We start from the raw sequence: 13,712 nt of genomic DNA on the forward strand, positions 1-13,712 counted from the left end.
CGCGAGGGCGGGTCTGTCTTACTCAGAACGTTTCCCAGTTATCACCTGAGACGGCCGCCGCCGGGGTTAAAGGCGCGGGTTTCGCTGCGGTTGCAGCGGCTGTAGTCCGTCCTGCGCGCGCCCCGTTGAGACGAAACGCGCCAACGGCTTCCGTCAGACGTGCGCCCTGCTCTTCCAGCGAGGCCGCCGCCGCAGAAGCTTCTTCCACCAGCGAGGCATTCTGCTGCGTCACCTTATCCATCTCGGAAATCGCCTGGCTTACCTGAACAATGCCGCGGCTCTGCTCATCGGACGCCGCGGCAATCTCCAGCATGATATCGGTGACGCGTTTAACCGCCTCGACGATCTCATTCATGGTATTGCCCGCCGCAACCACTTCCCCGGAACCCTGATCGATAAGCGACACCGATTCATTAATCAGGCTTTCAATCTCTTTCGCCGCGTTCGCGCTGCGGCTTGCCAGGGTGCGAACTTCACTCGCCACGACCGCAAAGCCGCGTCCCTGTTCACCCGCACGCGCCGCCTCGACCGCCGCGTTGAGCGCCAGAATATTGGTCTGGAACGCAATGCTGTTAATCACGGCGGTAATTTCAGAGATCTTCTTCGAGCTGGTGGAAATATTACCCATGGTTTTCACCACGCCGGAGACCATCTGCCCCCCGCGGCTGGCCTTACCGGAGGCATCTTCTGCCAGTTTACTCGCATGATGCGCGTTATCGGCGTTCTGTTTCACCGTCGCGGTAAGCTGCTCCATGCTGGCCGCCGTCTGTTCAATCGCCGCCGCCTGCTGCTCGGTACGGGAAGAGAGATCGGTGTTACCCGCAGAAATCTCGCTGGTTCCGCGGTAGATCTCCTCCGCCCCTTGCCGCACGGTGCCTACGGTGGTCACCAGCGCGTGCTGCATCGTTTGCAGATCGCGCGTCAGGCGGCCAATTTCGCTGCGCCCGGTCGGTTCGTCCGGCATGGTCAAATCGCCTTTTGCGATATTTTCGATACGCGTAGCGGCTCGCTGGAGCGGGTTTATCACCGTACGGCGCAGCACCACGAAGGTGATCACCGCCAGCGCCAGCGCCAGGCCAAACGCGCCGAACATAAACATCAGCCCCAGCCGGGTGCGGGTGTGAGCCTGCGCCGTCAGCGCGTTGGCGCGTTCAGTGCGGATTTTTATCGCCTTCAGCAGCACCGCGTTATAGGCATCGTCCAGCGGACGCGCGGTCTCATTTTCGTGGTTAATAATGGCTTCAAACATGCCGTTTTTGGCGTATTTCAGCATCGGCTGCATACCGGCGATGTAGGCGTCATAGCGGGCTTTCAGATCGCCGTCCAGCGCTTCATCAGCCGGGGTGCGAACGGTGCGCTTCATATAGGCGGCAAATCCATCCTGCGACTGCCTGATGCGGGTCTCAGCCTCAGCGATGTTTTGTTTCATCGCCTCCATCTCCGCGATACGGCTCGCCGCCCCCGCGTGGATCATGTTGATACGGGCGGTGCGTAAATGGTTGGAACTGTTTGACAGACCGGTGCGCACCTGGATTTCTGCCGTGACATCCTGCTGATCGTTATCGGCCTGGAGCAGGAAATAGCCTGCCAGACCCGAGCTCAATGCAAACAGGAGAATAATGCCACCGAGAATGGAGGAAAACAGCGGAACCAGCCGGATGTGATGCAAGAAACTCAGCTTGTGCTGCGTCTGCATCGATGTTGTGTTGTCCATGACCGTCGACTCTCTTATAGGTAAGATGCGTAAAAACACGCCTGTAAAAGAGTCATCGGCACGGCGGGGAATTAGATTACGTCTAAAAGCGCCAGACAGGTCACACTTTAGAGAAGATCAGGGAAGAAATGCCAGCGGAAATAACCGCTGGCAGAATAATCAGTTGTCGCCGAAATGGATAACGGTACGAATGGATTTTCCTTCGTGCATCAGATCGAAGGCTTCGTTGATCTGCTCCAGCGGCAGGCGGTGCGTAATGAACGGGTCGAGCTGAATTTTACCGACCATCGCATCTTCAACCATGCCCGGCAGTTGAGTACGGCCTTTCACGCCGCCAAATGCCGACCCGCGCCATACGCGCCCTGTGACCAGCTGGAAGGGACGGGTTTTGATCTCCTGACCCGCGCCAGCCACACCGATAATAATGCTCTCGCCCCAGCCTTTGTGGCAGCACTCCAGCGCTGAGCGCATCACATCGACGTTGCCGATACATTCGAAGCTGAAGTCCACGCCGCCGTCGGTCAGCTCAACGATCACCTCCTGAACCGGTTTGTCGTAGTCTTTCGGGTTGATGAAATCGGTCGCGCCCATCTCACCTGCGAGCTTAAATTTTTCCGGGTTGGTATCCACAGCAATGATACGGCCAGCTTTCGCCTGTACCGCGCCCTGGATGACCGCCAGACCGATCCCGCCCAGGCCGAACACCGCCACGGTGTCACCCTCTTTCACTTTCGCCGTGTTATGCACCGCGCCGATGCCGGTGGTGACACCGCAGCCGAGCAGACAGACTTTATCCAGCGGGGCCTGCGGATTCACTTTCGCCAGGGAGATCTCGGCGCACACCGTGTATTCGCTGAAGGTGCTGGTCCCCATGTAGTGATAAATGGGCTCGCCGTTATAGGAGAAACGGGTGGTGCCGTCCGGCATAAGACCTTTGCCCTGCGTGGCGCGCACGGCCTGACAAAGGTTAGTTTTGCCGGATTTGCAGAACTTACACTCGCCGCACTCTGCGGTGTAGAGCGGGATCACATGGTCGCCGGGCTTCAGGCTGGTGACGCCTTCACCCACTTCCACCACCACACCGCCCCCTTCGTGGCCGAGCACCGCCGGGAATACGCCTTCCGGATCGTCACCGGACAGGGTAAACGCATCGGTATGGCAGACGCCGGTGTGGGTAATTTTGATCAGCACTTCGCCTTTCTTCGGCGGAGCAACATCAATTTCAACGATTTTCAGCGGCTGGCCTGGGCCGAACGCGACAGCTGCGCGAGATTTCATGATGTCTTTCCCTTGTTGTGAGGTGTGTGGGTTTATTTTAGATAAGAGCGCAGCAAATGGCCGACTTCCGCCATCCGCACAGCCCGCTGATCCGGGGTGGTCTCCCCCGTCACCAGCTCATCTTTGAGGTGAATTTCAACCATTTCCCCCATCAGGCCATTGGCAGCGCCGCGCACGGCGGCAATTTGCTGCAAAATGGCGAGACAGGGATCGCCCGATTCCAGGGCGCGTTCAAGGGCATCAACCTGGCCCCGAATGCGGCGGACGCGGGTCAGAATACGTTTTTTATCTTCGGGTGAATGCGGCATACGCCCTCCTGATACTATAGGGGGGTATTGTATCTGTTAATACGATTTTATGTAAACACGAAGTTTATTGTGGGTTTTAAGTAGAACCGTAGGTAATGTGAAAATCAGCGAGTTAATATTAGTGACTCGCTGATATATCAGAAGTGGGTAATCAGGTGCGTCAGAAGCGAAAAATAGGTATTGCTATAAAAAGCAGAATTTTTAGAATTCATGCTTCATAACATTTTTTCCACGTTGTCTAACCAGTCGGGAAGATGTTCTCTATACCAGTTGAGATACAAGGGAAATGCACTCTTTTGCCGCATATGAAGCAGGACAATCACTTCCGTGACAATCCAGACTTTGACAATAGCAATTTCTCTGGCCAGCTCCCTGATATTTTGATGGGAGGATAGCTGGCAATAGCGTCCTGCAAGGTCTATAAATTCTTGTTTTGTCCCCATTCCCCTTATGAGGGGAGCCAGGTCAATAGCAGGACTCCCTTTGCCAAACCTTTCCCAGTCAAAAAGAACTAAATTACCGCTTTCTCTTCTTCCCCAGTTGCCTGCATTGCTGTCGCCTGAAACCAGGCTTTGGCAGGCGAATAACGCATTACTATTCTGCTGAAATCGTCGAAGCTGCCGGGCATTTTTTTCAGGTAATGCCAAAAGCATGAGAGCGTTTTCAAGCGCTGTTTCTGTCCACGTATGCGTATGATAGAGCCATTCAGAATTTGCCGGATAGCGATGCAGGCGCCCCAGCATAGCTATGGCATAATCGTTTGCCACAGCGGTCTGATTAACCTTATAAGGAATATACTCCAGTCTTAACTGGCGTAAGGTGGCATCAGCAGACAAAAGCGTTGGCATAGCAATCCCTGCCTGATTAAGCTCTGTTGCCGCGTAGAGATAAAAGGCCCACTCAACATCGCTGACAGGCCACTTTTCTATAACTATATGATTGCAATCACTGGTATTCAGCACCACTTTGGCATTGCCCATTTTGGATAAATCCATTGCAGCCATGCACTGTCCCTTTAAAATTAACGTGTTGGTTGTTCTTGTTATTGAGTGTAATGCAAGTGTGGTACAGATGAAGTCATACATCATCATTCTTTCTTAAAAATCCTACTTTAAAAGACTTGTGCAATCACACTAACCCCCACTAAAGAACGTAGGTATCATAAGAATACGAAAAAGAATAGACTAATACTGTTGGATATATTTATCTTTGATAACATGTAGCCTGTAGTAAACAAAATAAGTCGGGTGCAGCATGTTCGGACAGAAAACATTGCTGAAACTGGTCCTGATCCGGTTTATCCAAAAGAATTTTTATACACTCTGATAAATATTACTATCACAATTGGGTTTTACATATTGAATTCGGATCACAACGCTTCATCATTAAGGAATGACTAAGTATGAAAAGAATTGTTCTCGCCTCTTTGGTTTTATCTTTTTCGTTATCAGCTATCGCTAATCAATTAAGCATTGATGACCAAATTAATAATGCTTGTGCTAAGGCCTTAAGCGGTGACAAAGAACCTTTGGGTAACTTCCCACCAGATAGTTTTGCTGCAACAGTCAGTCCGAAAGTTAAAGAAGCTTACAACGAAGTTTTAAAATCTCGATCTTCTATTGTAAACGACCTGAGTTTACAGAATGCAACCAGTTGCGCCAACCTGGTTAGAGATAAACTGAAATCAAAAGGTGAGTACACAGAAGAAAAATAATTCCCAGGGTGGAGAAACAGCATTTTTTGTGGAACTGAACGCTTTCTCAATCAAAGTACGTTCTTAAGAAAACATCGACAAGATAGTTCCGCAGCTGTGTTTTCCACCTCTCGCTGGTCCCTCAATACCCTGACATCACGTTGCCTGATGGCACCCTCCGCAATGACATCGCCCCGCCTAAACAGCACAGACGTTGTTGACGATATTTACGCTTTCGTCTCGTCGTGACCAACCCTATTTAGCTCGAAATGTTAAAAATCCGCACTTATATGGCACAATGTGAACAGAAATAACATTCTCGTCACCTAACATACTCGCTACAAACAAAATGGTGGTGTTAATGATTGTACTAAAGAGCTTTTTATTCTTCGTTGGCGCGGCGGCCGCTTGCGCACTTATTGTACTTTGTCTTTGGGTTGATATGCGGTTTGTCGGCCATGATATTCCGGAATTATCACTGACCGAAATTATGCAGGAAACGGTATTAGCGACTATTGTCTTTCTCCATTTTCGTCTGGCGAAAATGGACGAATCCATGCGTTACTGTAATATTCTGGTGGGCGGATTTTTCCTGACAATGCTAATTCGTGAACTGGACGCGCTTTTTGATCTCATTTCTCATGGGAGTTGGGTGTGGTTCGCGCTGATTACCGCTCTGCTGGCGCTAATTCGCCCCGTTATGCATTTTCGCGCTACCCTGGAACAGCTGGCAAAATATACCCAATCCCCCTGGTACGGTATTCTGTTGAGCGGCCTGCTGGCTGTACTGGTCTTCTCCCGCCTCTTTGGGATGCAGGTGCTGTGGCACGCCATCCTGGAGCATGGCTATATGCGTGTCGTGAAAAACGCCGTGGAGGAAGGTTCGGAATCGTTCGGCTATATGCTGTGCCTTGCTGCATCCCTTGGCTATTACGTTACCTTTCCCGCTCACGCACGACAAAAATAATCTCCTGGTGCTGCGTAGAGAGATGGCGAGGGAAATATTGGTCAACGACATCCTTAGGACGTTAGGGTGGCCATGTAAGAAAGACATATCCTAAAAAGGGGCAATCAGGCGTCGATTTCAGCGAAATCTCTCTCACGCCTGAAATCAGCGTCTATCCTTAGACTATCAACAAAAGGAGGCTGGAATGTCTGATTTCGACACTGATAAAAATGCACAATACGCTGGCGATAAAGCCAAAAACAAACTTGATGAATTATCCGGCTCTGCGCAGCAGCAGTTTGGTGAATTCGTTGACTCCCCTAAACACCAGGTGAAAGGTGCAGCGAAAAAATATGCTGCCCAGGCCAGTGATGCCGTCTCGGATGTTACTGAAGCCGTCAGAAATAACCCGTTAACGGGCTTAATCGCTGCGGGTGCGGTAGGTATCGTTCTGGGACTTCTGCTGGGACGCAAATAATTTCAGGCCCTCCGGGGCCTTTTCTTTTCCCCCTCTTTCCTTCTCTTCCCCCCTAATTTTGATAGTTCTCCTGATAAAAGCCCGATCCATACGAAAAAGTTGTACAATTTTGATGTACAGATTTGACCATATAGTATAAATTCGATGCCACTGATGTTACAAAATTGTTTGTTAACGGTGGAAAATTATGCGTCGCAACCATGCTCCCTCTACAGCAGAAAGCGCTATCACCTTGTATTTTAACAAGGATAACGTCCCGACACAGCAGGAAACCCTTGGTGCCATCGTCAGTGAGATCATCAAAGAAAATGTACAACTGAGCAGAATGACAATTTGTACAAAGCTGTTGCGCAGAATTGAAGAATCAACGTCAGACGTTGAGAAAGCGCACTACAACGGTCTGATAGCCCTCTTCTTCGAGCGTTAACCTGAACACTGTTTTTTAACTTACTAAGTTAGTCATGCTGAGTGAGAATAGAGTTCCTGAATGCGATGACTAACCCCATGCTACAGCCTGCCGCGTGTAGCAGAGTGAGATTGAAGCTATGCATAGAACTAAATTTGAACGACTTAAGGATGACCTTATCGGTGAGGCCGTATTATCCATACTGAAAGAGAACGGACCTATTACCTTTGTGTCTCTTGCTAATCGCCTGCGGGCGATGGCTAACGTTGAATCAAATGATGAACGTAAAAATGCATTGATTGCCGCTGAAGATGAAGTGCGCCAGCGTGTAACCGGCGTCTCGCACGACCGGGGAAGAGTGATGGGCGATTATGACATTGGTCGCATGCGATCTCTCTTTACTCACAACACGCTTCTGACCCCAGACAAGAAACACTAATTTTAACCGAAACGGTGACCACCATGAGTAAAGCGATTATGCAGCAGACGTATAATTTTGAAGCCCTGCACGATAAAGGACTGGCGGAACATTTTCTTAATGCAGGAAAACATCTCAGTGGTGAGGTTGAAGTGTTGGGCTCGGCAATACGCTGTATTATGCTGACCGGTGACAATCTCTCAAATAAAGAGATTATCCTGCAACTGATTCACGCCCTCGAAATTACCGAGGAGCCCGAAGCCTGCGATGTCATTCGAAATACGCTTGAAATTGTTGTCGGTTTTACGCGCGATGATATCTGATAACAAATTATTGCGCTGGTGAGTGACTGTTTTTGCTGGTGGTCGAAGAGTTAAGTCTGTCGTACCACCAGCACAGTGAAGCCATTAACTAAATAGACGTACCATTCTATCCAGTTCTTCTTCTTTAACCGCCCGGGAAAGATAATATCCCTGGAAGCGTTTAACCCCTAACGCGACAAGTTTCTCAAATTTTTCTTCGCTATCGACGCCTTCCGCAACGCATTCTCTTCCCGTCATGTCGCTGTATATCTGTATCGCTTTAATAATGCTATAGTCATTGTCGTTAGCAACAAAGTGCTCAACTATATCGCGGTCAAGCTTCAGTCCATCAACGTTAATCTGTCGGATAGGTAACATAGCGTGATCTCTGGAAAAGCAATCATCCAGAAACAGCCGACACCCCTCGGCGCGTAAACGCTGGAGAGTGACAGGAATATTTGGGTCCTTTGTTACGTCAATCGTTTCAGCTAATTCAAAGACAAGTTTTCCGGCCCACTGCGGCTTCAGTAACATCTCAACGGCTTTTTTCGCCATTCCCGGCAGCGCGTTCCCGGTAGCCAGTGGAGGCGGAATATTCACCGAGAAATAATATTTCCCATTATATCTGTTGATACCTGATACGGCCGCGTGGATGACTAACGCCGTCAGCTTGAGCCAGATTTCGCCATTTTTTACCCCGTCCAGAAATTGGGCTGCCTTCAGAACCTGACCGTTTTTATGCCAGCGCAGCAGAATTTCGAAGCCTACTCCTTTTTTATCACCATCGGTAATAATTTGGTAAGCCGCAAAGATCTCTCGCTTATGTAACGCCTGCAAAATATCTATTTCCGCATCCGAAAACCCCTGCGCTTTATTTTTTACTGTACAGACTTCATCCCTGAAGACACGCGCATCGCTAAACCATACTCTGATAAGATATAATTTACCCAGCCCTACTTTTCGATGGGTATAAATGGTTTTATCTGACAACCCTAACCTCGCAGACTGCTCTTTAATCGAAATGCCCCGGTAAAAATTCAGCAATACGGTTAATTCGCGTTTTGTTAAACCATGCAGGCTTTCCTTACTTTCTTTCTCAGGTCCTTCACGCAATAAGCGTGACGAATCGGCATGCGCGTCATAAATGTTGTCTGCACAGTCCATTACATCTGAAATATTCGCTATCCTGATCATCGATAACGACTTGGTATTATTAACGAGACTTCTCAACGTGGCATAAAGCCATCTCTCTGGTATTGCGCCATACAGCGTCACGCTACAAATAACCGGCAGTGCATTCAGCACCGATACCAATCGCTTCAGGCTTTCAAGAAAGGCAGCGACGTCGCGACCAGGAAAAACAGAAATCTCAGGTCGTTGATTTTGCATCATTTTTTGAACATCACCTGAGCAAACTTCATCCTCTACAAAATGGAGCCGCGTGGCGTTTACGCCACGAGACTTGAGAAGCAGGCTATACCCTTCGAAGGTGAAACCGCAGGCTGAAATAACAAACCGTTGCTTGTAGCACGTACCTTGTATAAAAGGTAAATTTTGAGACATAACCTGCTCCTGAGAATGCAAATAGTATTCCCACCTGTAATTGAAACCAATATTCCCTGTCGCGTTGAATAATTTTATCGCACCCTGCCTGGTTAATAAACCGTTATCAATGTTATGCACATGAACATCTTTGCGTTAATCAACCGACTCATCCATATGCGGCATAAATATTACTTTCTTTTCATATAACGACAGTAAATATGCACTTCTCAAGGTATAATGAAAATTCCGAAAAAGAAGACCGGACACTTCATCTTATCGGCCCAGACAAAAAGAGAAAATGCTATGGATAATCACATCTCATCCAGGGCTTTGCTACATCGAAGGGATGTCATTAAAAACAACCCGCGATTTGGTGAAGCTATAACAGAACACTACAGAATTAATGATGCCATTTATAAAAAACAACCCTTGTTCTACAAAACGATGCTTCAGGAATCACGCTTCAACATAATACTGTCCATGTGTTGTTTTGTTTTTGGCAATCAGGCTGAGTCAGTTTCAGAGATTAAGGCGCTATGCACCCGCTATAATATCGCCAGCCCTAACAGCGTTATCGCGATCATCACCATACTTAAAACCACCGGGCGAATTAAGACCTGGCGCTGTATTGAAGATCGCCGAAAAACAAAAATCGCGCCGACGGAAAAAGGACTCGATGAGCTTAAACGCTATATGTCCGGGGCGTTTACGCCTGTCAGCATTCTTTATCCTGCATTCAACATTAATGTTAATCTTCTGGACAATGACATTCTGAGGCACAACTTTTTCCGACGCGCCGCAGAGTACCTTTTCCGCGGATTAACATTCAGGAAAGTGCTTCCGGAGGTGGGTTTATTTATTGATAAGGATGGTGGCCGAATGATTATGCTCTATCTCTATTTGCAGGCCATTAAAAACAAAACAGCACACGGTGCCATAATAGCGTATTCAGCCAGCACGCTGGCAAAAGAATTTTTCGTCTCGCGTATTCACGTCAACCGCATTATCAAATCGGCGCAGGAGGCAGGTTATCTTAAAGATCGCGGCGATGGCCGGATGTCAATTTACCCGGCCTTTATCGAGCTGGTCGAAAATTATGCCGGATTATATTTTGCCTATGTTACACATTACATCAACGTGGTGCCAAAAGAACGACGCCATGCTGTCAACATGACGTCTACACTCTGATCTGACGGGCGTTCGGTTTGCTGAACGCCTTTTTTATCGCTCGCGCAGCGCCTCTTTCGCCTTATTCAACGGTTTCAGCAGATAATCAATGACGGATTTACTGCCGGTTTTGATATCAACCGTGGCTATCATGCCCGGGAACACCGGAAATTCCTTGCCCTGCCTGTTGGTCAGATGGTTACTGTCAGTACGAATATAAACGCGATAATAATAAACATCCCGTTTCACCTCGTCCTGAAGGGTATCCGGGGAGATCATCGTCACCTCCCCTTCCAGCCCGCCGTAGATGGAGTAGTCATAGGCGGTGATTTTCACCAGCGCTTTTTGCCCGGGATGGATAAACGCGACATCGCGCGGCGAGATTTTCGCTTCTATCACCATCTGGTCATCAAGCGGTACCAGGCTCATCAGTTTGCCGTTCGGCGGGATCACCCCGCCCACCGTCGTCACGTCAATGTCCTTCACGATGCCACGCACCGGCGCATTAAACGTTAAGCGGGTGAGTGAATCTTCGCGTCCTTTCATGACCGAACGCTGCGCTTCCATTTCCGCGTTCGCTTTCGCCAGTTCTTCGCGGGCGCGAACGTAGTACTGGTTTTTCATCTCGGTGATTTTGCTCTCCAGCTCATTTTTTTGACGTTCAAGGCGTAAGACTTCGACCTTACTGGCCGCCCCCTGCGTCACCAGCGGGCGCGTTAATGCCAGTTCACGCTGCACGAGATCTGCTCCCTGGCGTAAACCCGCCAGCCCTTTTTCAAGGCTTTCGCGACGTGACTGATAAAGCGCCGTTTCCTGTTTAACCAGCTCAACGTCGTCATCCAGCTCTGCCGGGAAGACCAGCGCGGTGTCGTTCACCTCGGCATTCAGACGCGCGGCCGTCGCCATCGCAGCGTTTAATCGAGACTCGCTCTCCAGCACGCTGGACTCGGTTTTCGTCCGGTCCAGCTGGGCAAGCTGTTGACCACGCTCGACGATATCGCCTTCGCGTACCATCAGACTGTGGATTATCCCCCCTTCCAGGGACTGGATCACCTGCTCGTGGGAGGACGGGATCACCTTGCCGCTGCCCGTCGTGACCTCATCCAGCTGGAACAGGCTGGCCCAGGTAATAAACACCATCAGCAGGGCAAACAGCGACCATGCCACCAGCGACGATCGCGGCAGGCGGGGCTCCTTCAGCCGGCTGTTAAAACGGGAGAAATCATTCATGCCACGCCCTCCGTTTTCAGTTTGACCGTGCGCTGCGGCGCCTGCTGCGGGGCCATTCCGTGCTGGCGTAAAATGGCATCACGAGGGCCATCCATCACTACTTTGCCGTTTTCCAGCACGATGATGCGGTCAACCAGGTCCAGAATCGGCAGGCGATGCGTCGCCACCACCAGCGTCCGGCGCTTACCGAGCCACTGGTGCAGATGCTGGATAAACTGCTTCTCGCTGACCTCATCCAGCCAGGCGGTGGGTTCATCCAGCAGCAGAATATTCGGCGAGGTGATCAGCGCGCGGGCCAGCAGCAGCGCCTGACGTTGCCCGCCGGAAAGCCCCGTTCCGCCCTCATTGATGATGGTGTTCAGCCCCATTTTCTGCTTGCGCACAAACTCCAGCGCGCCGCTGTTGACCAGCGCCTGATGGATTTCCTCGTCTGTCGCCAGCGGATTACCCATCAGGATGTTGTCCCGTACGGAGCCGAAGAACAGCCGCGCCTGCTGGCTGAGCAGCTGCATGTCGCGGCGCACGTCGGCCGGGTCAAGATGATTGAGAGCAATATCGTCCAGCAAAATGCTGCCCTGCTGCGGCTCCTGCATTCCCGCCAGCAGATGCAGCAAGGTGCTTTTCCCCGAACCATTCCGCCCGAGCACCGCCACGCGCTCCCCGGCGCGAATGCGCAGTTTGCTGATATTCAGCACGGTGAGCTTCTCTTCTTCGTCGTAATAAAACCCGACGTCGTCCAGCCGGTAATCACCGCGCAGGTGGGCTTTATGCACTTTTTTGCCGTGCTGGGGATCGTCAATCGGGCGCTGCATCAGGTCATCCAGCCCCTTGCGGGCCACCTTTGCCGACTGCCAGCGGGAGAGCACGCCGGAAATCTGCGACAGCGGCGCAATGGTCCGGGACGCCAGAATCGAGGTGCCCACCAGCGCACCGGTGGTCATGTCGCCGCTGATGACCAGATAACACCCCACCAGCAGCACCACGGCGTAGACGATAGACTGCACCTCCTGGGTCCAGGTCAGCAGCAGCCCCGTCAGCCAGCGCTGCTTCATGCCGACGCTCGCGGCAACGTCATTGGTGTTATTCCACTGGTTCTGAAACCGCTGCTCGGCGCGCATCAGCTTGATGTCCTCAAGCCCCTGCACCGCTTCCACCAGCGTGGCGTTACGAATCGCCGATTCACGCATCCCTTCGCTGGAGAGTTTTCCCAGCGGGCGCTGCACCAGCAGGCCGGGTATGAGCAGCAGCGGCACGGCCAGCAGCACCACCAGCACCAGCGGACCGCCAATCATCCACAGAATGAAAACGAACAGCAGGAAGAACGGCAGATCGGATATAGCGGCAATGGTGGTGGAAGTGATCAGCTCCCGCACCGACTCCAGCTCGCGGATCTGGGCGATAAACGACCCGGTCGATTTCGACCGTGCGCCGTTTTTGATCCTCAGGGCGTGGGCAAACACGCGCTCGGAAATACGCAGGTCGGCGCGTTTCCCTACCACGTCCGAAATATGCACCCGCAGCATGCGCATGATGAATTCAAACACGATGGCGATCATCACGCCGCCAAACAGCACCCACAGCGTGGCCTCCGACTGGGACGGCACCACCCTGTCGTACACCTGCATGGAAAAGACCATGCCGGAGAGCGCCAGCACGTTGGCGACCAGCGCCACCAGCATAATGTCGCTGTAACGACGCCAGTCTTTCAGCGCCAGCTGCCAGAACCAGTTTTTCTCATAGGGTTTGATGTAATCATCCACGCGCGCATCGGGCGTGGACTCCAGAGGACGCAGCACCATCAGCCCCTTTAACCGCGTACCGAGTTCGTCGCGCGTCAGCGTTGTCTCCAGCCCCCCGTCGCCGCTAAACTGCACGCTGACGTTCCCGTCGTTGTCCATACGGTTGATGACCGCAATTTGCCCGCCGGTAAACTCCGCCAGCAGCGGTAAGCGCCAGGGATCGAGCGATACGGCTTCCGCCGCCACCCAACGCATCCCCAGCCCAAGCTGGCGCGCCATCTCCTCCAGCACCAGCTGGCGTGGCGACTGGCTTTCATGGTTAATCGTGACCCGAACATGCTCCGCCGAAAAATCCAGCCGATAATATTTCGCGATGATGAGCATGCCCTGCAACCAGGGTTCGTACTGTGGATGTGTCTTCATAATCTCCGGGTTAACGCAATTCGTTAAAGAAACGCCAAAAGGCCGCGAGGATCCCTCCCCGCGGC

At 51.3% G+C, this 13,712-nt stretch carries 14 protein-coding genes; 7 read left to right on the forward strand and 7 right to left on the reverse strand.

Features of this window, described 5'->3' with window-relative positions; translation table 11 throughout:
• Positions 1 to 22 precede the first annotated feature (22 nt).
• The 4 genes from ACNQ0W_RS14410 to ACNQ0W_RS14425 form a co-directional block, all read right to left on the reverse strand.
• Positions 23 to 1,714 (reverse strand): methyl-accepting chemotaxis protein, encoded by a 1,692-nt coding sequence (locus ACNQ0W_RS14410; protein WP_062932687.1) that lies wholly within the window; start codon positions 1,712 to 1,714, stop codon positions 23 to 25.
• A 159-nt stretch (positions 1,715 to 1,873) separates the two neighbouring features.
• Complete coding sequence (locus ACNQ0W_RS14415) at positions 1,874 to 2,992, reverse strand: S-(hydroxymethyl)glutathione dehydrogenase/class III alcohol dehydrogenase (protein ID WP_003857251.1); 1,119 nt, start codon at positions 2,990 to 2,992, stop codon at positions 1,874 to 1,876.
• Between the two features lie 32 nt (positions 2,993 to 3,024).
• Positions 3,025 to 3,300, reverse strand: coding sequence for a metal/formaldehyde-sensitive transcriptional repressor (locus tag ACNQ0W_RS14420; RefSeq protein WP_003857256.1), 276 nt, complete (start codon positions 3,298 to 3,300; stop codon positions 3,025 to 3,027).
• Between the two features lie 215 nt (positions 3,301 to 3,515).
• Complete coding sequence (locus ACNQ0W_RS14425; protein WP_062932686.1) at positions 3,516 to 4,304, reverse strand: phosphotransferase family protein; 789 nt, start codon at positions 4,302 to 4,304, stop codon at positions 3,516 to 3,518.
• A 398-nt stretch (positions 4,305 to 4,702) separates the two neighbouring features.
• Between ACNQ0W_RS14425 and ACNQ0W_RS14430 the strand changes: the two genes are divergently transcribed.
• The 6 genes from ACNQ0W_RS14430 to ACNQ0W_RS14455 all read left to right on the forward strand — a co-directional run bounded on the left by ACNQ0W_RS14430 (position 4,703) and on the right by ACNQ0W_RS14455 (position 7,564).
• Positions 4,703 to 5,014 carry a hypothetical protein gene (locus ACNQ0W_RS14430; protein ID WP_032648262.1) on the forward strand — a complete coding sequence of 104 codons (312 nt, stop codon included), beginning with the start codon at positions 4,703 to 4,705 and terminating at the stop codon, positions 5,012 to 5,014.
• A gap of 340 nt (positions 5,015 to 5,354) precedes the next feature.
• Complete coding sequence (locus tag ACNQ0W_RS14435; RefSeq protein WP_062932685.1) at positions 5,355 to 5,960, forward strand: hypothetical protein; 606 nt, start codon at positions 5,355 to 5,357, stop codon at positions 5,958 to 5,960.
• A 184-nt stretch (positions 5,961 to 6,144) separates the two neighbouring features.
• Positions 6,145 to 6,417, forward strand: coding sequence for a DUF883 family protein (locus ACNQ0W_RS14440; RefSeq protein WP_003857263.1), 273 nt, complete (start codon positions 6,145 to 6,147; stop codon positions 6,415 to 6,417).
• Positions 6,418 to 6,604: 187 nt separating this feature from the next.
• Positions 6,605 to 6,844 (forward strand): regulatory protein YcgZ, encoded by a 240-nt coding sequence (gene ycgZ, locus ACNQ0W_RS14445; RefSeq protein ID WP_003857265.1) that lies wholly within the window; start codon positions 6,605 to 6,607, stop codon positions 6,842 to 6,844.
• A gap of 118 nt (positions 6,845 to 6,962) precedes the next feature.
• Entirely contained in the window at positions 6,963 to 7,262 is a 300-nt protein-coding gene (locus tag ACNQ0W_RS14450) for a hypothetical protein (RefSeq protein WP_023296588.1), read from the forward strand.
• A gap of 23 nt (positions 7,263 to 7,285) precedes the next feature.
• Complete coding sequence (locus ACNQ0W_RS14455; RefSeq protein ID WP_044596271.1) at positions 7,286 to 7,564, forward strand: biofilm development regulator YmgB/AriR family protein; 279 nt, start codon at positions 7,286 to 7,288, stop codon at positions 7,562 to 7,564.
• Positions 7,565 to 7,648: 84 nt separating this feature from the next.
• On the opposite strand, the gene ACNQ0W_RS14460 is transcribed toward ACNQ0W_RS14455, so the two are convergent.
• Positions 7,649 to 9,106, reverse strand: coding sequence for an EAL domain-containing protein (locus ACNQ0W_RS14460; protein ID WP_062932684.1), 1,458 nt, complete (start codon positions 9,104 to 9,106; stop codon positions 7,649 to 7,651).
• A gap of 285 nt (positions 9,107 to 9,391) precedes the next feature.
• Between ACNQ0W_RS14460 and ACNQ0W_RS14465 the strand changes: the two genes are divergently transcribed.
• Entirely contained in the window at positions 9,392 to 10,276 is an 885-nt protein-coding gene (locus tag ACNQ0W_RS14465) for a MarR family transcriptional regulator (protein WP_116329832.1), read from the forward strand.
• A gap of 33 nt (positions 10,277 to 10,309) precedes the next feature.
• On the opposite strand, the gene ACNQ0W_RS14470 is transcribed toward ACNQ0W_RS14465, so the two are convergent.
• Positions 10,310 to 11,485, reverse strand: coding sequence for an HlyD family type I secretion periplasmic adaptor subunit (locus tag ACNQ0W_RS14470; RefSeq protein ID WP_048982874.1), 1,176 nt, complete (start codon positions 11,483 to 11,485; stop codon positions 10,310 to 10,312).
• On the reverse strand, positions 11,482 to 13,647 hold the full coding sequence (locus ACNQ0W_RS14475) for a type I secretion system permease/ATPase (protein WP_032648253.1): 2,166 nt from the start codon (positions 13,645 to 13,647) through the stop codon (positions 11,482 to 11,484). The genes ACNQ0W_RS14470 and ACNQ0W_RS14475 overlap by 4 nt, the downstream gene beginning before the upstream one ends.
• Positions 13,648 to 13,712 lie beyond the last annotated feature (65 nt).

Source organism: Enterobacter cloacae complex sp. 6730903, from assembly GCF_048283985.1.
GTDB lineage: Bacteria > Pseudomonadota > Gammaproteobacteria > Enterobacterales > Enterobacteriaceae > Enterobacter > Enterobacter hormaechei_C.